The following is a 22080-nucleotide window of genomic DNA, read 5'->3' on the forward strand; positions in this document are numbered from 1 at the left end:
ACCCCTACGCACCACCCCGCAACTTATCCAAAACCGTCCGGTCTTCCAACGTAGAAGTATCCCCAGAAACCTCTTCTCCCGCCGCCAAAGAACGCAGCAAACGCCGCATAATTTTACCGCTTCGCGTTTTCGGCAAAGCATCGGTAAATCGAATTTCGCCGGGACGGGCGATCGCCCCAATTTCCTTAACAACGTGCTGCTTCAATTCCTTAGCCAATTCATCGCTAGGTTGCTGCGAGTTGTCCAGCGTGACAAAAGCCACAATGTCCTCACCTTTAATCTCATCCGGTTTACCAACAACCGCAGCTTCCGCCACCGCTGGATGCGATACCAAAGCTGACTCGACTTCCATCGTGCCGAGTCGGTGTCCGGCCACATTAATTACATCGTCAACGCGGCCCATTACCCAGAAATAACCGTCTTTGTCCTTGTGCGCGCCGTCCCCTGCAAAGTACACAAATTCGCCATCTTTCGGGTGCAAATATTCCCAATAAGTGCGGCGGAAGCGATCGGGATCGTTGTAAAGCGTCCGCATCATTCCCGGCCAAGGATGTTTCACCACTAAATAACCGCCGCTTTCGTTAGTGACTGGTTCGCCATCTTGGTCAACAACATCGACCACAATTCCAGGGAACGGTAGGGTGGCAGAACCTGGTTTTGTAGGAATTGCACCAGGCAAAGCGGTAATCATAATTCCCCCGGTTTCTGTTTGCCACCAAGTATCGACGATCGGACAATTTGAGTTGCCAATTACGCGCTGATACCACATCCAAGCTTCGGGATTGATCGGTTCGCCGACGGTTCCTAACAATCGTAAAGATGACAAATTGCGCGCATTCGGCAAGTGTTCACCCATTTTCATAAAGGTGCGAATAGCGGTGGGTGCAGTGTAGAAAACTGTGACGCCGTATTTTTCAATTACATCCCAAAAACAGCCGGGATTAGAAGGGCGAGGAGCACCTTCATACATTAAAGTTGTCGCACCGTTGGATAGCGGGCCGTAGAGAATATAACTATGTCCAGTAATCCAGCCTACATCAGCAGTACACCAGTAAACATCGGTATCTTGGAGGTCGAATATCCACTTGGTTGTCATGTGGGTATAAAGGTTATAACCACCGGTTGTATGGACGACTCCTTTCGGTTTTCCGGTACTTCCAGAAGTGTAAAGAATGAACAGCAAATCTTCGCTATCCATCGGTTCTGCCGGACAGTCAGCGGATGCACCTTTTTGCAATTCATGCCACCAGCGATCGCGCCCTGGTTCCATGTCAATTTGCTGTTTGGTGCGCTGAACTACCAGAACATTGGTAACGCTGGGTACGGCATTATTTGCTAGTGCTTTGTCTACTTGTGTTTTGAGGCCGACTGCTGCATCTTTGCGGAAGCCTCCGTCGGCGGTGATGACGAGTTTTGCTTGGCCGTCGTTGAGGCGATCGCGCAAAGCTTCTGCACTAAATCCGCCAAAAACAACGCTGTGTACGGCACCGATTCTGGCGCAGGCTAGCATGGCGATCGCAGCTTCGGGAATCATCGGCATATAAATGCCGACGCGATCGCCCTTTTGGACTCCGAATTCCTTAATCACATTTGCCATTTGGCAGACTTCGCGGTGGAGTTGCGCGTAGGTGAGGGTGCGGGAGTCTCCGGGTTCGCCTTCCCAAATCAGGGCGGCTTTATTTTTGCGCCAAGTGGTTAAGTGGCGATCGAGACAATTGTAAGAAATATTAATTTTGCCGTTGACAAACCATTTAGCAAAAGGCGGCTGCCAGTCGAGTACGGTATCCCAGTTTTGGAACCAGTGCAATTCTTGGGCAGCGAGTTCTGCCCAGAATGCTTGGGGGTCAGCTTTGGCTTTGTCGTAGAGGGCTTGGTACTCTTCTAGGCTTTTGATGTGAGCTTTTTGAGAGAATTCAGCGGCCGGCTGAAATAGCCGCTTTTCTTGCAGAATTGATTCGATGGTATCTTGTGACATCGTTCTTAACTTTAATTTCGGTTAGTCTTTGTAACTATTGTTTGCATAAGTTGGGACCAAAGTATGTTTATTTTCCTTAAGACTTTGGGAAATTTTGTAATAGGTGGAGAGGTTGTTCTTTTTTTGCTTGCCGATGAAGGCAGATTAACGCAGATGAAGAGGATTTTTTAGCCTATTTAATACTTAATTCTTCCTAGTAATTATTGTATTAGAATCTTTTAATTGGCACTTTTTTGTAAATTAAATCAGCTATAATTAGGTAGTTAGTTAAATTTACTTAAATGAAAACAATGAGGCAAATTTTAGAAGCAAGCCACCTTTCTCTAAACGACGTTCGCCGCCTTCTCAAATTGGAAGAGCGAGAAGGAGACGCCTTCACCGATTTTTTATCTTTGGAACCGCTGTCAGAATTAGAACAGCAGGAAATATTAAAAATTAGAACTGACTTTCGACGCTACTTATCCGCCGGAAAAGTTTCAGAAGAACTTGTTAAATTTTTAGTGCTTTCACCGTTAATGAGATTAGCAGGATTTTTTGATATTCCGATCGTGCTGACAATGGAAGATAGCATCCCGATCGAGGTTGAGGATGGGGATACTTTAATTAAAGGGCGCTTGGATGTTTTAGCGGTAAATCAGCCGGATGCAGAGCTAGCGGCTGCACAGTTTTAGATTTTGGTAGTCGAGGCGAAAAATAGTGCGATCGCACCTTTGACTGGTTTGCCGCAACTCCTGACTTATACTTATAAAAGTTTGCAGCAGCAATCGTCTGTTTGGGGATTGACGACGAATGGCGAAAGTTATCGGTTTGTGCGGGTGACGCGGGGAAATCCTTGTACTTATCAGATTTTACCGGAATTGAATTTGATTGACCCAGAGCGATCGCTCTTGCTGGCGCAAGTGTTGAAAGCGATTTGCAAGTTGCAGAATGTGCAGTTGCAGTTGGCTTAAAAAGGGCGATCGCATCCCATGTTATTGTGACGCTGGAGTCCTGTGCTCGATCGCTGGATTTGGCGGTTGTGGGGTATTTTGAGGGGTGATGTACGTTGTTGCTAACGGAATTAGGGCGATCGCGATCGGTACTACAACTTTCTCGATCGACCACTTGATGTTGGAATTGTCAGATTTTTTCACTTGATTTACCTTTTTAGCTGATGTACTCTTGTTCTGGGGCAGCCGATTTAAATTTTTCATTTAGTTAATTCCCATATCTACAATTCAATAATAAACTAACTTTCTTACTATTATTTGATTGATAAATAAATTCACCAAAGTTGTCAATTGCCGGGGAATTACCAATTTTTTTGACAATTGAGTTGAAGGGTTTGTGAAAAAAAATTCACAAATTAGCTGGTGTTTGTCAATTTGTGAAATTAAACTGGCGATCGGGGCTGAAGCTGACAACTGTGGTAAATTAGTAAGAGTGGTAGGTAAAGCGCTAAGGCAGGTATGCGGAGCATGAATCAAAAAGAGTTTGACGCCATTTATCCAAAAGAGCTAAACCCCATACAGCATAAGGTATTAGATATGTGGTTGCAAGGCAAGTCAGAGGAAGCGATCGCTAAATTCCTCAAACTTAATGATTCATCGGGTGCCAGATACCATATTATAAATATCTGCAAGTTATTTGGTTTTAAAAATGAAGAGGGCGAACGCTACCGACAGCGTGATAAATTAAAGCCGCTATTTGCCAAGTATAAACCTGAATTAGTTAGCGATAAATTAATAAAACGTCCGGGAATCTCCTCTGACGATAGAGAAGAATTGAATTTTTACTATGTAGAGCGTCATCCGATCGAATCTGAATGCTGTGATAAAATCTTGGAACCTGGAGCAGTGATTCGGATTAAAGCACCTAAATATACGGGGAAAACTTTACTACTGAACCGAATTACCGAGCGTGCTAAAGGTCATAATTATCAAGCCGTTACTTTAGATTTTCAGAAAGCAAGTAGTAGTGTTTTCTCAAGTTATGAGGAATTACTAAAATGGCTGTGTAAAGGAGTTGGTAAAGCTTTGGGTTTAGAAAACAAATTAGCTGAATATTGGGATAGCGATGAGTTTGACGAACACACGAATACTCAAACCTACTTTGAAGACTATTTGTTAAATAATCAGACTCAACCTTTGGTACTGGCTTTTAAAAATGTCGATCGGGTTTTTGAGCAAGAATCTTTCCGAATTGATTTTTGTGAATTATTGAGATGTTGGAGTCAACTGCACGTTGAGGGAAATCAATTTGCTGAACTTTGGAAAAAATTGCGGTTAATCATTGTTCACTCAACTAATGTTTACGGTTCCTTAGATATCAACTGTTCTCCTCTTAGCGGTGTGGGCTTAACTAGAACTTTACTCGATTTCACTCCCGCTCAAGTTGATTATTTAGCCAATTGCTATCAACTTCAGGGGTGGGATGCAGATATATTTAAGCAATTTAGGAAAATTTTTGGCGGACATCCTTATCTAATCCAAGAAGCTTTGGTTTTTCTCCAAAAAGAGCAATGTTCCCTCGATAGACTTTTGGAAATTGCTGCTACAGAAGCAAGTCCATTTATCAATCATTTACGACAACTGTTGGGAGAACTCCGTAAAAATCCTCAACTAGAAACTGCTTACTATCAAGTTGTCAATGAAACACAGCCCGTGCGACTTGACACCTACGCAACTTTTAAATTGCAAGGTATGGGATTGGTGCTGGTAGATCTAAATGATTGTTGGCCTCGGTGCGATTTGTATCGGCAATATTTTTTCGATCGCCTAAATCCCAATTAAGCGGAGTAACAAATGACTTACAAATATATTTGTGAAGCTACTTTGGGCGTTGATACCCAAACTTATGTCAAGCGAGAAGCTGACGAACAACTGTATGAAGAACTGAAAAAAGGTAAGTTTTGTTATGTTTTCAATTCGCGCAAAACAGGTAAATCTAGCTTGCGCGTACAAGTGATGAATCGCCTGAAACAAGAGGGAATAGCTTGTGTTGAAATAGATTTTTCTGGAAAGGGAACTCAGTTAACTACCCCGGAAAAATGGTACAACAGTATTTTGTTAAATCTCAATCGCAAATTATCGCTGGATGTCAATCTAAAACATTGGTTGAGCGAGTGTGATTGGCTGTCACCGCAGGATCGTTTGGCAGAGTTTATCGATTCTATCCTCCTGAAACGCATTTCTCAAAACCTTGTAATTTTTATTGATGAAATTGATAGCGTTCTTAGTTTGAATTTTCCGACTGATGACTTTTTTGCTTATATTCGTGCTTGTCACAATCAAGGTCAAAGCGGTGAAACTCCTGCTTATCAACGCTTAACATTTTGTCTGTTGGGCGTCGCCACACCTTCAGATTTGATTCAAGATAAAAAACGCACCCCCTTTAATATCGGTCAAGCTATTGAATTAAAAGGTTTTACTAAGGAACAAGCTGCACCTTTAGCAAAAGGTTTAGAAGGAAAAGTCGATCGTCCGATTCAGGTTTTAAATGACATTATAAACTGGACGGGCGGACAGCCTTTTTTGACTCAAAAACTTTGTAAAATTGTCCTTGAACGAGCAGAAACCTGCAATCCTGACATTGCCGAACTGGTACAAGCTTACATTATTAACAATTGGGAAGAGAACGACAATCCCGAACACCTCGGAACAATTCGCGATCGCATCCTCAGCAACCAACAGCGTACCAGCCAACTCCTCGGCATCTATCAGCAAATTATTACCCGCCCTAATCCTCCCTTAGCAGAGGAGGAAAAAGACAATCTTACTCCCCCCCTTAGCAAGGGGGGGCAGGGGGGGGTCGTCGCTGATAACAGTCCCGACCAAATGGAGTTACAGTTATCGGGGTTAGTTGTTAAAAAACACGGTCAACTGCAAGTTTACAACCGTATTTATCGAGAAATATTTAACCTCGATTGGGTACAGCAAGAATTAGCGAAACTCCGCCCCTACCAGGAAAAATTCGCCGCTTGGATCGCCTCAAATCGTCAGGATACTTCCCGACTGTTGCGCGGCAAAGTGTTGGATGATGCGTTGCAGTGGAAAGTGGGGAAACGCTTAAGCGATGAGGATAATGATTTTTTAGATGCCAGTCAAGCTGATGAGCGGCAAGAACTGAGAACATCTAATAAATTTTTAAAAGAAGTTCGGAGACAAGTCAGGGAAGTTATTAAAGTTGAAGAAGCTGGACGCAATGCCTTAAAGCTTTTTCAGTCGGATGGAAAGCAAGTAGAAGCCTTGCGGGCAGCTATCAAAGCCGGAGAAGATTTAAAAAAGTGGATACCAGATAATCCCCCGCTTTCGGAATATCCCGTTACCAATCCTCTGTTAGTTTTGCAGATGATTCTTGCTAAAATCCGCGAACGACGCCAGTTTGTCGGACATAATGACTCGGTAAGAAGTGTCAGTTTTAGCCCCACAGGAGATAGGATCGCTACTGCCTCATCTGACAAAACTGCGAAATTGTGGGACTTGCAAGGCAACTGCTTGGTAACATTCACCGGACATCATCAGTGGGTAAATAGTCTCAGTTTTAGCCCCACAGGAGATAGGATCGCTACTGCCTCATCTGACAACACTGCCAAATTGTGGGATTTGCAGGGTAACTGCTTGGTAACATTCACCGGACATAATAACTCGGTATGGAGTGTCAGTTTTAGCCCGACAGGGGATGCGATAGCTACTGCTTCATCTGACCACACCGCTAAATTGTGGGATTTAGAGGGCACCTGCTTGGTAACATTCACCGGACATAATAACTCGGTAAGAAGTGTCTGTTTTAGCCCCACAAGAGATGTGATCGCTACTGCCTCATTTGACAAAACTGCGAAATTGTGGGACTTGCAGGGTAACTGCTTGGTAACATTCACCGGACATAATCACTCGGTATGGAGTGTCAGTTTTAGCCCCACAGGGGATGCGATCGCTACTACCTCAGATGACACAACCGCGAAATTGTGGGACTTGCAAGGCAACTGCTTGGTAACATTCACCCGACATAATTATTCGGTAACAAGTGTCAGTTTTAGCCCCACAAGAGATGCGATCGCTACTGCCTCATCTGACAAAACTGCGAAATTGTGGGACTTGCAGGGCAACTGCTTGGTAACATTCACCGGACATAATCACTCGGTATGGAGTGTCAGTTTTAGCCCGACAAGAGATGTGATCGCCACTGCCTCAGATGACGACACCGCGAAATTGTGGGACTTGCAAGGTAACTGCTTGGTAACATTCACCAGACATCATGACTCGGTAAGAAGTGTCTGTTTTAGCCCCACAGGGGATGCGATTGCCACTGCCTCAGATGACAACACCGCGAAATTGTGGGACTTGCAGGGCAACTGCTTAATAACATTCACCGGACATAATCACTGGGTAAGAAGTGTCAGTTTTAGCCCGACAAGAGATGCGCTCGCTACTGCCTCATCTGACAACACCGCGAAATTGTGGGACTTGCAGGGCAACTGCTTGGTAACATTCACCGGACATAATCACTCGGTAACAAGTGTCTGTTTTAGCCCGACAGGGGATGTGATCGCTACTGCCTCATATGACAAAACTGCCCAATTGTGGGACTTGCAGGGCAACTGCTTGGTAACCTTCACCGGACATAATAACTCGGTAAGAAGTGTCTGTTTTAGCCCCACAGGAGATGCGATCGCTACTGGCTCAATTGACAACACCGCGAAATTGTGGGACTTGCAGGGCAACTGCTTGGTAACATTCACCGGACATAATAACCCGGTAACAAGTGTCTGTTTTAGCCTGACAGGGGATGCGATCGCCACTGCATCACAAGACGGCACTGCCAAATTGTGGGACTTGCAGGGGAATTTACTGGCTGACTTTAGCGGCTATAAGGGCAATTTGCTCAAAGGTGAGGCTGATTTTGTGGAGTTGAAAAGTCCGATTTGGAATATTTGTTTTAGTCGGGACGGGAAGTTTTTAATAACTGGTTTGCAGGATGGAAAGGTGCGGTTTTGGCCGATCGAAAGTTTGGACGAGTTGTTGGCGAGGGGGAGGGAATGGCTTGGTGAGAAAATTTAACCGCTGATCCACGCGGATGATTGGGATATAGCAAAGATTTTACGATTCTTTTTCACTTGTTCAAACTGCTATTAGCTTTACCCAATTTAGACACCAGAATTATTGAATAATTCTGGTATCTAGCAGACTACAAGCCGGAAATTTAAAAGTCAAGATTTATTAAGATTTTACGAAATAACGATGACAAATCATAAATCATGTATCTAAAATAAGAGACAATTTGACCCGGAAACTGAAGGTAAGAAAATGTCTGAACTTAGACAAAATCTAATTACCAGAGATTGGGTAATCATCGCCACCGAACGGGCGACAAGACCGGATCAATTCGCTAACAAAAAAAAGTGGGCTGCCTTAGTGCCACCGCACCGTGCCGATTGCCCGTTTTGCGTGGGAAATGAGGAAGACGGAACCTTAGAAACTTGCCGTTTGGGCGATCGCACTGGGTGGAAAGTCAGGGCAATTCGCAACAAATATCCCGCCCTCTCCCCGACAGCAGAATGGATGAGGATATCATCGGGAATTCACCGCACGATGGCGGGAATTGGCGTTCACGAAGTAATTGTCGAACACCCGCGACACGATTTGACGACAGCTTTGTTGAGTGTTGAAGAAGTTGCAAACATACTTTTAGTATACCGCCAGCGCTATGTAGAAATTAGAAAAAATACCCACATAGAAACAATTATTATCTTCAAAAATCACGGGGAAAGTGCCGGAACTTCTCTCGAACACCCCCACTCGCAGATAGCAGCGACGCCCGTTGTACCCAGCCAATTTCGCAGCCGGATCGACGAAGCTATTAGATATTTTGATGACACGGGAGAATGTTTGTTTTGCCGTACTTTGGAAGATGAATTAGCGGCGAAGGAAAGAGTGATTTGTGAGAGTGAACATTTTGTAGCTTTTATCCCTTACGCTGCACTTTCACCGTTTCACACTTGGATTTTTCCGCGCCGGCATTCCTCTTCGTTTGATGAAATTACTGATACGGAACTTACCGATCTTGCTTATACTTTGAAAACTGTACTGGCTAAGTTTTATTACGGATTGAACAATCCCGATTATAACTATAATATTCGATCGGTGCCCATCGCCCAACGGGCAACAAAATACTTTCACTGGTATATTGCAATTATTCCCAGAGTTACTAAGCAAGCTGGGTTTGAGTTGGGTAGCGGGATGTTTATCAATACTGCTTTGCCCGAAGAAAGTGCGGCTTTTTTGCGATCGATCGAAATTCCTAGCGACAGTAATTTCCCCCCCATCTAAAGTATCCTACATCACAATAGTCCAATTTACTTCAAATTGGGGTAGAAATGCACGCAGCCACTCTGAGTTGCGAGTCTGCGTTGGGGGAGGAAACTGATATTATATCGATTCCGGTTGCACCGGAATCATTGTTGACTGTTGACTGTGAGTCAAAAAAATGAAAATTGCGGGAATTATTTGTTGGCAGCTTGATTCGACTTTATGTCCGACTCCGGAAGCGCGGATTTGATATCATTCCGGCGCAGACGGAATTGATATTATTGGAGATTGGATATTTGAGATTAAAGAATTGCGCCTAACGCATGATCTAATGGGGTAGATCATCGGCCTAAAGTTGGATTCTTTTGTTAAACTGGTATAACATACGTTCTCAAGTTATGAACGTACAAATACTTGTGGATTTTACCAAACTCACAATAAACTTTCGACATAATGCCAGCCATCGTCGCTAAAAGTAGCTCTTAACATATCTCTAATTTTGGCATCGATCGATAATATCCCCTCACCCGAGTCACCATTATCGCCGATTTCGCAACTGTCTTCAGACATATGTTCTTGGATGTGGGCCAGAGTATCGGCGAAATTAGCCAGAAAATAATGTTCGTGCACCCATGCTGTCGGATCTGGTATTGCTGCACTCCCAAAAGCTCGATCGACTAAATCTTTTTTGGCAACATCGTCAGTCTGGTTTTTCATGTTGAGTTCGATTTAGGTAGAACTGGTAACTTATCTCATTTTAAGCTTAATTGTCAACAGGATGGCGATCCAGATCGACCACAGCAGTGACAAATTTGTATCGTTTGTGCGATCGCGATCCTAATTTTTTGGTCGATCGCGTGTTATCATTTTACCTCAAACTCCGTGACCAATAATTTTCACTTCGGGCAAAATACACTTGGGCATCATTCCGTGAACTCCTTTTTGGGGATTGTTGACAGCCTGCGTAATCCGAAAATTTACCGCAATGGAACACAAAACATAAGCCTGTTCTTCTTTGAAACCTGCAAACTTTTGCAACCAATAAACCGTCTGTTTTACCGTCATTTCAAACGCTTCATCTAATGTTCTACCGAATCCCATAATTACAATATGAGTGGGCGTTTCGGCAAACGGGAATATCAAAATAAAATCCTTGCGTAAAATGATTTGAAGAGTGCCGTTCATCGAAGTTTCAATGGCAGTACCGTCAACTTCAGCGTCTCCTTGTGCCGAATGTCCGTCGCCGATGGACAGTAAACCGCCGCGCAGAAAAACAGGTAAAAATAACCGCGTTCCTGGTTGGAGTTCCTGATTGTCCATATTGCCGCCGTAACGCTGTGGAGGAATAGAAGAACGGTTGATTTCTGAATTCGCAACACCTATAATTCCAAAAAAAGGATGCAAGGGAATCGCAAGGTCACTACCTGGGGGAAATTCAGCAGTTTTTTGCTGTAAATCTAGGGGAATAAACCGCAATTTAGGTTCGGGGAAATAGTCAGGTAATGCCCCCCATCCGGCGCGAATTGCATTAAATCCTACTGGTAAACTCGGATAAACATCCTCAATGTGAATTTCTAAAACGTCTCCCCGTTCGGCATTGTTAACATAAATTGGGCCCGTCAGCAAGTGGGGTCCAGGGCCCACTTTGCGGTTGGGAGGCAAATTCTGACAAATATCTAAAAATTCGGGAGTGAGAAATTCCGGTGGGGCTTTGTCAGCAACATAATATCCTGAATAGGTTTCGATATCAATGTGATCGCCCGAATCGACGATTAAAGCAGGTTCGATATTCGGAGAGAAACCGCCCAAGTGTACGGTTTTGCAGTTAGCCTTGAGAAGGTGGCGAGTCATGGGATTTTGGATTTTAGATTTTAGATTTTAGATTGAAGGAAGGGTGTTAAGAATGTGATAGCGCAAGTCTCAAGCATTTTTGATAAAGATTTTTTTTAATGAACCGCAGAGGGCACAGAGGGCGCACAGAAAGAGAACTCAGATATAAGAAGAGGTCAATCGATTTTAGATTTTAGATTTTAGATTAAAGAATTGAAGCTGTGACCCCACGGATAAATTCGGGGGGCAAGTTTCATCGGGTACACGTTTTTTATTTCTGGGTCCTGAGTCTGCGAAGGAATGAATCTGGGGGCTTGTATCCTGGACGCTTTGGGTCAAAAAATGGTTGAGGTTTATTATATCTGAGATAGTCTACTAATTTTTTAACTTTTTGATAACTTTGGTAGTTAAAAATTTAAAGTCTAGCATCTCTAATCGCTCGCTTTTTTTTCTTCAGACTAATGACTGTTTAGTAATTCAGTTGGCGGGGGCGGCTTTGTACAGAACTTGCGGATGTTATGAGGTACAGTATAATCGACTAATAAATAATATCCCCATGAAAGCATATTCAGTATATTTGCGAAAAAAAAGTAGCAGCACATAAGCGAGCAAAAGCTGTCTATCCGAACAACAGCAGCAATATTTGCTGTGAGTAAAAGCTTAGTTCAAAAGCTTGTAAAACCACAAAAAATAGAGGGAAATGTACAGCCACAACCCACAGGCAAACCGAGGTATAGCCATTTGAATAATGCCGAAACAGAAAGCGCGAGAAATAGTGACAGCACATCCTGATGCAACCAAGCGTAGAGTTGTGTGAGCTATTTGCCCACACAACAGGAAATTGGGTGGGTAAAACAGCAATGTGTAGCACGTTACAGAAGTCGGGATGAAATCGAAAAAAAACTCTCAGGAGTAGCCAAGCAGGGACAAAAAGAGTGATGAAATTAAAGTTAGAGTATTGGGAAAAAGTCAAGGATATTGAGCTAAAAAGCAAGCGTATTTCTAGATGAGACTGGAGTCTTGCTAGGTTGAATACGAACTCATGCAGGCTCGAAGGAACTAGATCCCAGGTAGTCAAACCTTTTTATCGAGGGGAAAACCTCCCAGTAATTGGTGCAATTAGTATCTCTTATAGTAGTGGTATTACTGGCAATAGATAGCTCGATGGCGCGGCCAAGTGAAGTATTTATAGAGAAATGTTGGCTCCCATGATTGTGGTCGGGAGCATTAGTAGTTATGGATAATTTCCCCGCTCATAAACTAGCTTCTATTAAGCCTATGATTGTCGTGTTGGCTGCTTCCATCTTGTGTGTGTCCCCCTACTCTCCTGATTTTAATCGGATTGAATTATGGTGGTCTGGGCTTAAATCTTTGTTGCGACAGTTTTTACCCACTATTACTAAAATGGTTGACACCATAATTGCTGTGGCTCTTGACTTAATGAATCCCAACCATCTCAAAAACTGGTTTACTAATTGCTGCTACTGTACCTCATAACATCCGGAAGTGCTGTATCTGCTATCTCCACAAGTGCTGTTTTTGTGGAAAATTTGGGCTGAGGCAAGTTTTGAGTTCCCTTGTTATCATTAGCCATTTTTTACGCATCCTAATTAATCATTAGTGGCCGATGACTTATGTATTGATGATTCCAGTATGGAAAACTTAGGCCACAACAATTATTGGTAGTTTCAGACAAGTTGAGTTGGTATTTTCGGTCATCAGCATTGCACTTTTCGGTAATCAACTTGATAGGGTCTTGCCTTTGCAGGTTAATCGCCCAAACCCTTGATTGCTATCAGGTTTGCTGTGGCTTGAGAAGCTCCAGTCGTGACCGGTTAAGAAAGTGGAGCGAATGTCTATGAGCCAATCTACGCAATTCAACAGAGAATGGCTGTTAAAGCCATCTTAAATTAGTGGGATTTGTCAGCAGAAAGAGCAGCCTGAACATCTTGATAAACAGAGCGTAAATGTTGGAGTAACTCTTGTTGGGACAACTCATGAATCTGAAGCTCTCTGATCAAGAACGCCAGCCTTTGTAAGGCACCATTGTGAATTTCTGCCTCAAGCAGCTCTATTAACTGTTGCTGTGTTAGCAGTTGTTGTTCCAAACAACGCATTCGTCGCCACCAACAATGTCCATGATAGACAACGCACGCAATTAATCCCGCTGTACCAAACATAATTAGGCTGGACACAAGAGTTATCTTATCCATTAGTCTTCCTCCTTCCCTGCTTCATCCAAAAAAAGGTGAAGTCTAACCAGACTTCACCTGGCTTAAATTAGGAATTTCTAAGTCAGCCTTATTAACTTTTCCGGAGTGCTTATTCTAGAACTGACTAGGTATTATTCCTAACAATTCCATCAGCGCTTAAAGCCAAAATTGATGGGGTTTAACAGTGGCCTCGGAATCAGACATGGGGTTTTTATACCGCACCGCCGATTTCAGGCTCCCAAAAATTTTTCGCTCTATGTAGCGCGAAGCTACAAATTAGCAATTGCAGCATTTAACGCCAGGAGTTGTTCATCTGTTTTATCCAGCCTGCTTTTTGTCTGGGTTGTCTGGTTGGCAAAGGACAAATAGTCTTTTAAGGCTTGTTGTTGCACGGCTTGCAGTTCTGGTGTAGGTAGAGGTTTACGCAACTCATTAGGAATAGCGTCGTTAAAGAGATGGCTCACCAGTTGAGAGTACAATCTAAGTTCAGAGTTCCTGACGTTATCTAATTCCTGCTTTCCTCTAGCTGTACTGTAGTTGTAAAGTTCTGCTTCCATACCTTTGGTTTGAATATCGATGGTGCCAGAACGCCAGAAGTTATAAGCTCCTAGTTTCGCTTTGTCTGTGCGATATCCAATCACATGATTTGGAGCATCGCCGGCGAGTAGCAAAGCGCCCAACAAATCTAAGATCAGTTCATCTGTCGTATGAAGAATGTAAGGGCGACCTGACGCATTTGGTTGGCGCAGGATTTGGGCAATATCCAAGCGTGTCTTTAAATGTGAAAATGCCCGTTGGGTACGCCATCTATTATCTCCACTAGCGAGGGTAAGTAACAAGGGAACAATATCTACGCTAGAGCAAAGTTGTGTCCGTTCTGTTCCTGGGGTGGAAACCCACTGTTTAGTTGGGTCTTTGATGTAAAGAGGAACGTTAATTGATTCTTCATAAACACCACCACTTTTACCGCGCAACCCGTGAGAACCGCCATACTCGCCGTGGTCTGAGGTAAACACGACGATCGTATTTTGGGCAAATGGGGATTTTTCTAACATATCAAGTGCTTTCCCTATTTCAGCGTCCACAAATTGTTGGAATAGTAGGTATGAATCCAACAGTTTCAGCCAGGGTTCTCCGAATTTTGGCGGTAAGTAGCCAGCCCCTAAGTTTGCTGCTCGGCGGAATGCTTCTTGCAAGCGGGGCTTTTTCGCTAACCCGATGGGGTTTTCAAAGTTGGGAATTTTATCTTTGAAGACACTTGGCGGGTTGCTTTCTGCGGGTATGTCCTTCGTTCCTTGGGGGTACCAAGAAATGTCATGGGGGTTGATTAAGCTGATGGTCGTACACCAAGGAGTATTTCTGGCTTCGTTGGAATTGAGCCACTCGGTAAACTGTTCGGTGGATTTAATTCCTTGAGGAGGCGTACCGCCTTTGACAATATAAGGGTCTACTTCTAAACCTTCTCCGGGATTACCATTGGGGGAAGGATAAGTTCCGCCACTAAATCCGTAGGGTTCTAGGGAATCTCCGGTGGATAAATGCCATTTACCAAACCACCAGGTACTGTAACCAAAGTTCTCTCGCAACAGTTTTCCCCAGGTAGGGAAGCCAGCGTTAAGGCTTGGCGCTGGCGCTTTAATGAGTACACTATTCCTACCACCCTCACCATCATTCAAATGTGTATCCATCACAAACGTTTGGTGGGAGTATAAACCTGTCACCAATGTGCCGCGAGCGGCAGTACAGGCTGTTGCTGCTGTATAGTATCTTGTGAAGTTGACTGAACTCTTCCGCAATTTTGCGATCGCGGGTAGATATTTGTCGAGAGTGGCTTGTGCTGGAAACCATTGGGGAGTGCGTAGTTGGTCTACGACAATCACAAGGATATTGGGCTTTTTATATCTCGATGTTTGTGCAATTGCCGGAGTGTCTGATTTATTCAGAAGCTGAGACCCAAGTAGCGCAGCTCCTGTCAAACCTGTTGCTGATAGAAATGTTCGTCTTTTCATCATCTTGATTTAATTTTACGAAACATAAGAATTTTGTCCGGTGAAGTCTAATCAGACTTTACCCTGGCTAGGCATTAGTAATTGCTTTGTCAGCCGTGTTAGCTTTTTAAGAGCGCGTCTTCTAGAATTGTCCAGGTCTTATTGCCAACAATGCCATCAGCACTTAAATGGAAATCGGATTGAAATTGTTTCACTCGCGTCGCGGTTGTATTGCCAAAGTTGCCATCTACAGCAATCGTCATTGTCCCTGATTTCCCTTGTCTTTTGGCTTGATTGAGCCGCGCCTGTAGATATTTCACTTCCGAAGGATTGTTGCTAGAGCTTTGGCTCAAGGTGGAGTGCTGCTTCTGGGAATAAGGGACAATGGCGTCGAGGTAACTCCAAGTTTGTGACCAAACTATGCCATCAACTTTTACGCTGCAATCGGCTTGAAATTTCTTGACGTATTCTTCAGTAATATCGCCGAAGTAGCCATCAACAGTAATAGAGCTGTGGTAGAAAAGATTGAGTTGTTCTTGCAGGTATTTAACGTCGCTATTGTTGCTACCTTTGCTTAAGGTGGTGTAAGCTTTCATCGTTTTATTTCCTGAAATCGATGTGTGTTTTCTTTGATGATTCCAGTATCGAAAAACTAGGAAGGCAAAAGCATTGGTAGTTTCAGACAAGTTGAGTTGGTATTTTCGGTCATTAGCATTGCACTTTTCGGTAATGAGCTGATAGGGCCTCGCCTTTCCAGGATTAATTGCTAGGGGCTGTAAGCGTCTCTCGCGGGCGTAAGATCGAATTGTTGCGTCAGGTATAGGTAATGTCCCATAACTCCACCCAAGAACAGCAAGTAGAGATTCTGATTGTTGATGACCATCGCCTGCTTCTCAATGGAACGATTAGTCTGGTTGGCGATCGCTTTCCTAGGGCGCAAATCCGCTCTTGCCAAACCGTCCAGGACACTCTAACCGAAGTGAGAAAGGATTTGCCTGACCTGGCGATTGTGGATTTGTCCCTTCCAGAGATATCAGGAACGGCTGCCAATGTTGAGCAGGGATTGGGGTTGCTCAAGGTCTTGATGCAGGATTATCCCCAGCTAAACCTGATGGTGCAAAGCAGTAATGTCAAGGCATTAGTTCGCATCATGCCTGAAATTGACAATCATCAGGGCGGATTTACGATCGCAGACAAAAGCGTGGCAATAGATACCTTCCTGACCCGGATGGAGTGGGCTATCCAAGGGTTAACCCATACCAAAGACCTGCAAACCGACTTGGAAGTGAAACCCGAATGGTTGGAGGTAATGCGACTCGCTTTTGAGGAGGGACTTCAGGATAAAGCTATCGCCCAAACCATGCACAAGTCCGAACGGATGATTCGCCACTATTGGTCTAAGATTCAGGATGCACTGTCAATCTACCCGGAAGAAGGTAAAAATATGCGGGCACAAACCCAAATTCGTGCCCGTAAAATTGGATTAATTGATTAAACGAGCAATGTCTACGGTTAATGAGCCATACAATATTTTAATTTTAAAGCGCCGAGTCGTGCTGGCAATGTTGAGTTTGGCGACGGTTGGCGCAACTATTGCTACATTTCTGCACCGACTGCAACCACACCCTCGTACCATTTATCTAATTACACCTCCGTTGTTGGCGATCGCCTGCCTGATTTTACTGATTCGTCTTTACAAAAAACCAGAGAGCTTGCAACAAGTGATAAATCTGGCTTTATTAGCAGGGGTACTGTTCGTAGTGGTTCCCAGTTGGTTGTATACCCTACAAGCGATCGTCTCATCGGACACAACCCTCGTAGGTAGTCTGCCCCCCGTAACACCAGCGTTGTTCGTGTTGACACTGGTGATGCTGATCGCCCTGCGTCGCCGCCAGCAATTGGTTATTGCAACTCTCATCGCTTGGATTGCGATCGCTGCCCCAATTCTCACCTATTTGCTGCTGCACCCGCAAGAACTTCGCACTTCGCGAGGATTGGATTTATTCATCTCCCTCGGTCCAACAATGGGGATACAAATTCTCCTCATTCTGTTTTATAACCGCGTCCAAGATATCGTCCAGGGCTTATATACCGAGCGTCTCCAGTACTATGCTCAAATTGTCGAGCGACAGGCGATTCGTCAGCAGGCAATGGAACAAGCCTTCACGCAAATCCACAATGGTCCTTTGCAAACCTTAGCTCTCCTCCTGCGGGATATGCAGCAAGAACAGATGCCATCTCAACAATTGTTCCAACGCTTGCATAGCCTGAATGCAGAGATCCGGGCAGTGGGGCGCAGTCTCACCGATGAAGCGGATTCAGAGCAACACTCCGCAGCCGTTTTAACCAGCCTAGAACCCCCTAATTCCGAACAAACTCTCCGTCTGGGGGAAGGCACTTGTATCGATCTCAACCGCCCCCTGCATAATTTATTGTATGAAGTTTATGCCATTACTTTGAAGCGCAATTTGCCTTATTTCCAGACCATTCAAGTCAAAGTGCGAAATTTCGCCCCCATCGAGCAAACTAACCTCACCTTGGAGAGAAAGCGGGATTTCTGTTTGTGGTTAGAGGAAGCTTTATGTAACGTGGGGAAACACGCTCTTGGAACAACTCGAATTGTCGTGACGGGAGAACATCAGCAGGGGCAATATGTTCTCAAGGTGCAAGACAATGGCCCTGGACTTAAACCCGAACAAGGACAACAGGGAACAAAGCACTCTCACATTTTGGCTCAACGATTGGGGGGACAGTTTCGACGAGAATCTTTGCCCAAGGGAGGGGTGATTTGCGAACTTTCTTGGTTAGTGAAGTCATAGCTATTGTTGAATTGGATTGGGTTTTACTTATGGCCCAAGTTAGGGCAAACTGTCCTGTTCTTAACAATGGTGCACGATGTAAGATTAAACCTTTTCTTTGGCAGGTGGAACCAAACCGGTTTTATTCAAACCCGCATCAATCTGCCTGAGCAATTTAAAATCGTCTTCGGGTAAAGAATTAACAGGCGAGTGTTTTTCCAGAAACGAGAATGCTTGGCGAAATTCACGCGGCCGGGAGTCGATCGCACTATCGAAGTGACAAGGTACAATCCTTTGAAAATCCCAACTCGCCACTTTATCCACCCAATCGAGAGTTTCCCTGGGCGCGCGGTTGAGAATCAATGTCTGCAAAATCGGCGCCACAAACAACCGCCCCCCTCCCCGCAAAGCCTCAAACGATCGCACCCAATCTGTTTTCCACTTGAACGGATACAACCCGAAATAAGCTTTCCTAGAGCGTTCTGGCGCTTGGCGCGCGCTGGCCAATACCTCCGACCACGGTGGCACTTCCAGCACGCTGGGGCTAAAATACATGGCAAATAAGGCGATTCTCTGCCACCCTTTGCGCCGATTTTCGTGGGTGTCTGCCACGGTGTCCGAGGCGCTGTCTTTGGCGTGAAACAGCAGCGGGTACGAGTCGAGTTGGACGATCGCCGGCGGATTTTCGGGAATGGAAACCACGGAATCTGTTAGCATCAGCGTGCGCGATCGCCTGTGAAATAACGCAACTTCAGCAAATTTGCCCAAACCCAGGTTGAGGGGGCCGAGAATTGCCCAGTCAAATTGATCGGCTAACGGGGTGTTGCTGCTGTCCAAGGGCAGTACAGACGTGCGTTTCGCCGGCAAACCCAGCCAACTCAGCGGCAAATTCACCGGGAAACTCCACTGCTGCGGGGCGACAAACACCTGCGCTTCGGGAAAACACCTCGCAAAGGGGCCGACAAAAACTTTGTGCTCGATGCCCGAAACCGTTGTCAGCAGGATGTACTTCACCTCGCCGTGCTCTGCTACTAACTCTTTTACCAAGCGGATGCACTCAGGAGTGGGTGCAACGGGGGCGTAGACGAGAAGGCCTTCGGGTTCTAGTTTAATTACTGTCATCCGAATCGGCACGACAACGTAAAAAATGCCTTGTAGTTGGTCAAAAGTCCAGATTGTATCCTTAACTATTTCCTTGCGGATGGTGCGCCGCTTGCTGTAGGGATAGAGGGGGACGACTGGCCAAAAGGCCCAAGAATAGTCCCTAGAATCAATCTGTGCTGATGTTGGTATGCCTTCGCCCTCTGCCACTGGTGCGACTCCTTGCCGATTTTTTTGTACGTGCGTGCGATCGAACTATTGTTAGTTATAGATTAAGTTATCGTCTTTATCAATCGGCGGTTGAAACCGCTTCAGAGTCAAACGAAGTCTGCCTCTGCGGACTAAGAGATAAAGAATGAATTTTTAGCTGACTGGTCCTGATACAATGATAAGCTCGCAAAAATTTCTCAATTTAGTAGATATGACTCAAAACTACCGCATCACTCTTTTACCAGGAGACGGCATCGGCCCTGAAATTATCGCTGTGGCGGTAGATGTCCTGAAACTTGTCGGCCAACAATTGGACATCGGCTTTGAATTTCAAGAAGCTTTAATCGGTGGTGCTGCTATTGACGCAACAGGCAATCCGCTACCCGAAGAAACACTCTTAAAATGCCGCGATTGCGATGCAGTATTGTTAGCAGCAATTGGCGGTTACAAGTGGGATAATTTGCCCCGCGAACAGCGGCCGGAAACGGGATTATTAGGACTGCGCGCCGGATTGGGATTGTTTGCAAATTTGCGTCCGGCGACTATTTTACCGCAATTGGTTGATGCTTCTAGTTTGAAACGGGAAGTTGTCGAAGGCGTGGATATTATGGTCATCCGCGAACTCACAGGCGGCATTTATTTCGGCAAACCGAAAGGTATTTTTGAGACGGAAACAGGCGAAAAACGCGGTGTTAATACGATGGCTTACACCGAGTCGGAAATTGACAGAATCGGGCGAGTCGCTTTTGAGACGGCTAGGAAGCGGGGAAAAAGGCTGTGTTCCGTTGATAAAGCGAATGTTTTGGATGTTTCGCAACTGTGGCGCGATCGTATTATTGCCCTTTCTTCAGAATACCCTGATGTCGAACTTTCTCACCTCTATGTTGACAACGCAGCAATGCAGTTAATTCGCTGGCCGAAACAGTTCGATACAATTGTCACCGGCAATTTATTCGGCGACATTCTTTCCGATGCGGCGGCGATGCTAACTGGTAGTATTGGGATGCTGCCTTCTGCTAGTTTGGGAGCAACCGGGCCGGGGGTTTTTGAACCAGTGCACGGTTCCGCACCAGACATCGCCGGACAAGATAAAGCCAATCCCATCGCCCAAGTTTTAAGCGCGGCAATGATGTTACGTTACGCCTTAAATCAACCGGAAGCTGCTAATAAAATCGAGCAAGCAGTTGTCGAAGTTTTGGATCGAGGTTATCGCACTGGTGATATCATGTCGGAAGGCATGAAACTCGTCGGCTGTCGGGAAATGGGCGATACTTTAATTGAAGTTTTGCAAGGTTGATCTATTTATTTTGTAGGTACTGTCTTGACCTGTCAAGGGGTAGCGTTCAAATAATTGAGATCCAAAGGCTTTTGGGATTTTAAAATCCCAAAGGCCAAATGCAGCAACTTCCGATATCATTGCATCAATCACCTGCATTTTCACCTTTCCACGAGCCCATAATCGCACAGCGAGTCGCTTTGAGTAACGGGTTGCAGGGCATCGCCACTACCTCCTGCAGATACAACGCCTTTTTTCGTCGGACGTTTCCGGTACAAAACAAACGAATTTTGCCTTTAACTGAAGTTCCAGAAGTGCGATCGCGCTTGAGTTAGACCAGCATAGGCTGCTAATTGACGCAGCAGCAAGTTGCGGATGAATTGGACGTGAGTCTAACCACTGTGAAAAATTGGGAAGCGGGTAGACATATTCCAAAGCTGTATCTAGAACAAACGTAAGGATTCAGGTCTAAACCAGGGGTATTAAAGATGGGGTCTGCACAGCAGGATTAACCCTCGCTTTGATAGCTTGCTCAAAAAACTCGGCGGACAGAACGTCTTTGACGACGGCAAGTTTATATAACTGTCAATAAATTGGCAGTATCTTGGAACCGTGACATTGAACGGGAACCGCCACTAACTTTTCTTTTTGTAACTGCTAAACGTAACGTTCGTTCGGCTAAATTATTATCTGGTGGAATCTCTGGGTGATTGAGAAAATACCACCATTGATCGGCTTTATGGAGCAAGGAACGTAACAGTTTACTTCCTTGGACTCCGGCTCGCTCAAACCAAGTTAAGAGTGCAGATTCAATTTTTAATTTAAACTCTGATGCTCAACTCCAGAACTCGTCAATCAAGAGAGTTTTTTGGTATAAAGCATAGTTCTGAAAGCCTTCATCGATCAAATCGATAAATTTGACGCCAATCTCCTGATTATTTAAACCTGGTAACTTGCTCAGCTTTTTGAAATGAGGGCGTAAATGCGCTAGACATTTCTGTTGTGCTGTGACTGAATAATCATTATAAAGGCTATAGTCATCCGAACTGAGGACACCTGTATAGCTTGCACCCATAATTACTTCTAATTCGGAGCAAGAACGAGTATCACCAGCATGAAATAAAGCGAAGTCGGTATTGGCAAAAATCCATAACCATTCTTTTACCCTTTTGACTGCCCAAGGTGTTTCATCCGCATGGATATTGGGCTAGGTTTGTTTGACCCACTTTTTGAGCCGGTCAATACTTTGAGTTACTGCGCTATCTATTCTTTCATTCGTGGCTACTAAAGTTCCCACTCCTATTTCTATTTTTCCCAGCTCCCACAACAATACTCCGGACAGTTTTTAAATAGGGATGCTTACGCAATAAAGCACAGAAGCGAAAAAACTGAGTGCTATCTGA

The 22080-nt window shown here is 44.7% G+C and carries 19 protein-coding genes and 1 pseudogene; 11 read left to right on the plus strand and 9 right to left on the minus strand.

What is annotated here, in order from left to right; translation table 11 throughout:
- Nucleotides 1-4: 4 nt before the first annotated feature.
- The gene (gene acs / locus QUA27_RS22475) at nucleotides 5-1975 is read right to left on the minus strand and encodes an acetate--CoA ligase (RefSeq protein ID WP_333070653.1); all 1971 of its coding nucleotides are present in this window, start codon (nucleotides 1973-1975) and stop codon (nucleotides 5-7) included.
- Between the two features lie 290 nt (nucleotides 1976-2265).
- Between acs and QUA27_RS22480 the strand changes: the two genes are divergently transcribed.
- On the plus strand, nucleotides 2266-2646 hold the full coding sequence (locus QUA27_RS22480; protein ID WP_333070655.1) for a hypothetical protein: 381 nt from the start codon (nucleotides 2266-2268) through the stop codon (nucleotides 2644-2646).
- A gap of 3 nt (nucleotides 2647-2649) precedes the next feature.
- The gene (locus QUA27_RS22485) at nucleotides 2650-2925 is read left to right on the plus strand and encodes a hypothetical protein (protein ID WP_333070657.1); all 276 of its coding nucleotides are present in this window, start codon (nucleotides 2650-2652) and stop codon (nucleotides 2923-2925) included.
- Nucleotides 2926-2946: 21 nt separating this feature from the next.
- Here the strand turns inward: QUA27_RS22485 and QUA27_RS22490 are convergent, their stop codons facing one another.
- Nucleotides 2947-3168 carry a hypothetical protein gene (locus tag QUA27_RS22490; protein WP_333070658.1) on the minus strand — a complete coding sequence of 74 codons (222 nt, stop codon included), beginning with the start codon at nucleotides 3166-3168 and terminating at the stop codon, nucleotides 2947-2949.
- A gap of 264 nt (nucleotides 3169-3432) precedes the next feature.
- Here QUA27_RS22490 and QUA27_RS22495 point away from each other — a divergent pair, with 264 nt between their 5' ends.
- From QUA27_RS22495 to galT, 3 genes are all read left to right on the plus strand, one after another.
- Complete coding sequence (locus QUA27_RS22495) at nucleotides 3433-4746, plus strand: AAA-like domain-containing protein (RefSeq protein WP_333070660.1); 1314 nt, start codon at nucleotides 3433-3435, stop codon at nucleotides 4744-4746.
- A 12-nt stretch (nucleotides 4747-4758) separates the two neighbouring features.
- Nucleotides 4759-8013: a WD40 domain-containing protein gene (locus QUA27_RS22500; RefSeq protein ID WP_333070661.1), complete on the plus strand. Its 3255-nt coding sequence runs from the start codon at nucleotides 4759-4761 to the stop codon at nucleotides 8011-8013.
- Nucleotides 8014-8259: 246 nt separating this feature from the next.
- Nucleotides 8260-9282: a galactose-1-phosphate uridylyltransferase gene (gene galT / locus QUA27_RS22505; RefSeq protein ID WP_333070662.1), complete on the plus strand. Its 1023-nt coding sequence runs from the start codon at nucleotides 8260-8262 to the stop codon at nucleotides 9280-9282.
- Between the two features lie 411 nt (nucleotides 9283-9693).
- On the opposite strand, the gene QUA27_RS22510 is transcribed toward galT, so the two are convergent.
- Both QUA27_RS22510 and QUA27_RS22515 read right to left on the minus strand, forming a co-directional pair.
- A complete protein-coding gene (locus QUA27_RS22510) occupies nucleotides 9694-9978 on the minus strand; it encodes a hypothetical protein (protein WP_333070664.1) in 285 nt (94 codons plus the stop codon).
- Between the two features lie 156 nt (nucleotides 9979-10134).
- The gene (locus QUA27_RS22515) at nucleotides 10135-11112 is read right to left on the minus strand and encodes an acetamidase/formamidase family protein (RefSeq protein WP_333070666.1); all 978 of its coding nucleotides are present in this window, start codon (nucleotides 11110-11112) and stop codon (nucleotides 10135-10137) included.
- A 1215-nt stretch (nucleotides 11113-12327) separates the two neighbouring features.
- Between QUA27_RS22515 and QUA27_RS22520 the strand changes: the two genes are divergently transcribed.
- Nucleotides 12328-12588, plus strand: a complete 261-nt coding sequence (locus QUA27_RS22520; protein WP_333070668.1) for a transposase — start codon at nucleotides 12328-12330, stop codon at nucleotides 12586-12588.
- Nucleotides 12589-13001: 413 nt separating this feature from the next.
- Here QUA27_RS22520 and QUA27_RS22525 read toward each other — a convergent pair whose 3' ends face one another.
- The 3 genes from QUA27_RS22525 to QUA27_RS22535 form a co-directional block, all read right to left on the minus strand.
- Nucleotides 13002-13304, minus strand: coding sequence for a hypothetical protein (locus QUA27_RS22525; protein WP_333070669.1), 303 nt, complete (start codon nucleotides 13302-13304; stop codon nucleotides 13002-13004).
- A 269-nt stretch (nucleotides 13305-13573) separates the two neighbouring features.
- A complete protein-coding gene (locus QUA27_RS22530; RefSeq protein ID WP_333070671.1) occupies nucleotides 13574-15184 on the minus strand; it encodes a sulfatase-like hydrolase/transferase in 1611 nt (536 codons plus the stop codon).
- A gap of 227 nt (nucleotides 15185-15411) precedes the next feature.
- Nucleotides 15412-15888: a peptidoglycan-binding domain-containing protein gene (locus QUA27_RS22535; RefSeq protein ID WP_333070672.1), complete on the minus strand. Its 477-nt coding sequence runs from the start codon at nucleotides 15886-15888 to the stop codon at nucleotides 15412-15414.
- A 230-nt stretch (nucleotides 15889-16118) separates the two neighbouring features.
- On the opposite strand from QUA27_RS22535, the gene QUA27_RS22540 reads away from it, so the two are divergent.
- Together QUA27_RS22540 and QUA27_RS22545 are read left to right on the plus strand one after the other, a co-directional pair.
- A complete protein-coding gene (locus QUA27_RS22540; protein ID WP_333070674.1) occupies nucleotides 16119-16787 on the plus strand; it encodes a response regulator in 669 nt (222 codons plus the stop codon).
- Between the two features lie 7 nt (nucleotides 16788-16794).
- The gene (locus QUA27_RS22545) at nucleotides 16795-18111 is read left to right on the plus strand and encodes a hypothetical protein (protein ID WP_333070676.1); all 1317 of its coding nucleotides are present in this window, start codon (nucleotides 16795-16797) and stop codon (nucleotides 18109-18111) included.
- Between the two features lie 84 nt (nucleotides 18112-18195).
- On the opposite strand, the gene QUA27_RS22550 is transcribed toward QUA27_RS22545, so the two are convergent.
- On the minus strand, nucleotides 18196-19401 hold the full coding sequence (locus QUA27_RS22550) for a DUF4336 domain-containing protein (RefSeq protein WP_333070678.1): 1206 nt from the start codon (nucleotides 19399-19401) through the stop codon (nucleotides 18196-18198).
- Between the two features lie 211 nt (nucleotides 19402-19612).
- Here QUA27_RS22550 and leuB point away from each other — a divergent pair, with 211 nt between their 5' ends.
- From leuB to QUA27_RS22565, 3 genes are all read left to right on the plus strand, one after another.
- Complete coding sequence (leuB, locus tag QUA27_RS22555) at nucleotides 19613-20698, plus strand: 3-isopropylmalate dehydrogenase (RefSeq protein WP_333070679.1); 1086 nt, start codon at nucleotides 19613-19615, stop codon at nucleotides 20696-20698.
- 98 nt (nucleotides 20699-20796) lie between these two features.
- Entirely contained in the window at nucleotides 20797-21012 is a 216-nt protein-coding gene (locus QUA27_RS22560; RefSeq protein WP_333070682.1) for a hypothetical protein, read from the plus strand.
- An 18-nt stretch (nucleotides 21013-21030) separates the two neighbouring features.
- Nucleotides 21031-21135, plus strand: coding sequence for a helix-turn-helix transcriptional regulator (locus QUA27_RS22565; RefSeq protein WP_333070684.1), 105 nt, complete (start codon nucleotides 21031-21033; stop codon nucleotides 21133-21135).
- Between the two features lie 10 nt (nucleotides 21136-21145).
- On the opposite strand, the pseudogene tnpC reads toward QUA27_RS22565, so the two are convergent.
- Nucleotides 21146-22007, minus strand: a pseudogene (tnpC, locus tag QUA27_RS22570) (IS66 family transposase); the annotation flags it as partial.
- Nucleotides 22008-22080 lie beyond the last annotated feature (73 nt).

Origin of the sequence: Microcoleus harperi Pol14_C6 (genome assembly GCF_036701295.1) — a bacterium.
Taxonomy (GTDB): Bacteria; Cyanobacteriota; Cyanobacteriia; order Cyanobacteriales; family Microcoleaceae; genus Microcoleus.

Excerpts from the sequence above, each read along its gene's own strand:
- acs (WP_333070653.1), bottom strand. The coding sequence starts at position 1,975 with ATGTCACAAGATACCATCGAATCAATTCTGCAAGAAAAGCGGCTATTT.
- QUA27_RS22480 (WP_333070655.1), top strand. The coding sequence starts at position 2,266 with ATGAGGCAAATTTTAGAAGCAAGCCACCTTTCTCTAAACGACGTTCGC.
- QUA27_RS22490 (WP_333070658.1), bottom strand. The coding sequence starts at position 3,168 with ATGAAAAATTTAAATCGGCTGCCCCAGAACAAGAGTACATCAGCTAAA.
- QUA27_RS22495 (WP_333070660.1), top strand. The coding sequence starts at position 3,433 with ATGAATCAAAAAGAGTTTGACGCCATTTATCCAAAAGAGCTAAACCCC.
- QUA27_RS22500 (WP_333070661.1), top strand. The coding sequence starts at position 4,759 with ATGACTTACAAATATATTTGTGAAGCTACTTTGGGCGTTGATACCCAA.
- galT (WP_333070662.1), top strand. The coding sequence starts at position 8,260 with ATGTCTGAACTTAGACAAAATCTAATTACCAGAGATTGGGTAATCATC.
- QUA27_RS22510 (WP_333070664.1), bottom strand. The coding sequence starts at position 9,978 with ATGAAAAACCAGACTGACGATGTTGCCAAAAAAGATTTAGTCGATCGA.
- QUA27_RS22515 (WP_333070666.1), bottom strand. The coding sequence starts at position 11,112 with ATGACTCGCCACCTTCTCAAGGCTAACTGCAAAACCGTACACTTGGGC.
- QUA27_RS22520 (WP_333070668.1), top strand. The coding sequence starts at position 12,328 with ATGGATAATTTCCCCGCTCATAAACTAGCTTCTATTAAGCCTATGATT.
- QUA27_RS22525 (WP_333070669.1), bottom strand. The coding sequence starts at position 13,304 with ATGGATAAGATAACTCTTGTGTCCAGCCTAATTATGTTTGGTACAGCG.
- QUA27_RS22535 (WP_333070672.1), bottom strand. The coding sequence starts at position 15,888 with ATGAAAGCTTACACCACCTTAAGCAAAGGTAGCAACAATAGCGACGTT.
- QUA27_RS22540 (WP_333070674.1), top strand. The coding sequence starts at position 16,119 with ATGTCCCATAACTCCACCCAAGAACAGCAAGTAGAGATTCTGATTGTT.
- QUA27_RS22545 (WP_333070676.1), top strand. The coding sequence starts at position 16,795 with ATGTCTACGGTTAATGAGCCATACAATATTTTAATTTTAAAGCGCCGA.
- leuB (WP_333070679.1), top strand. The coding sequence starts at position 19,613 with ATGACTCAAAACTACCGCATCACTCTTTTACCAGGAGACGGCATCGGC.
- QUA27_RS22560 (WP_333070682.1), top strand. The coding sequence starts at position 20,797 with ATGCAGCAACTTCCGATATCATTGCATCAATCACCTGCATTTTCACCT.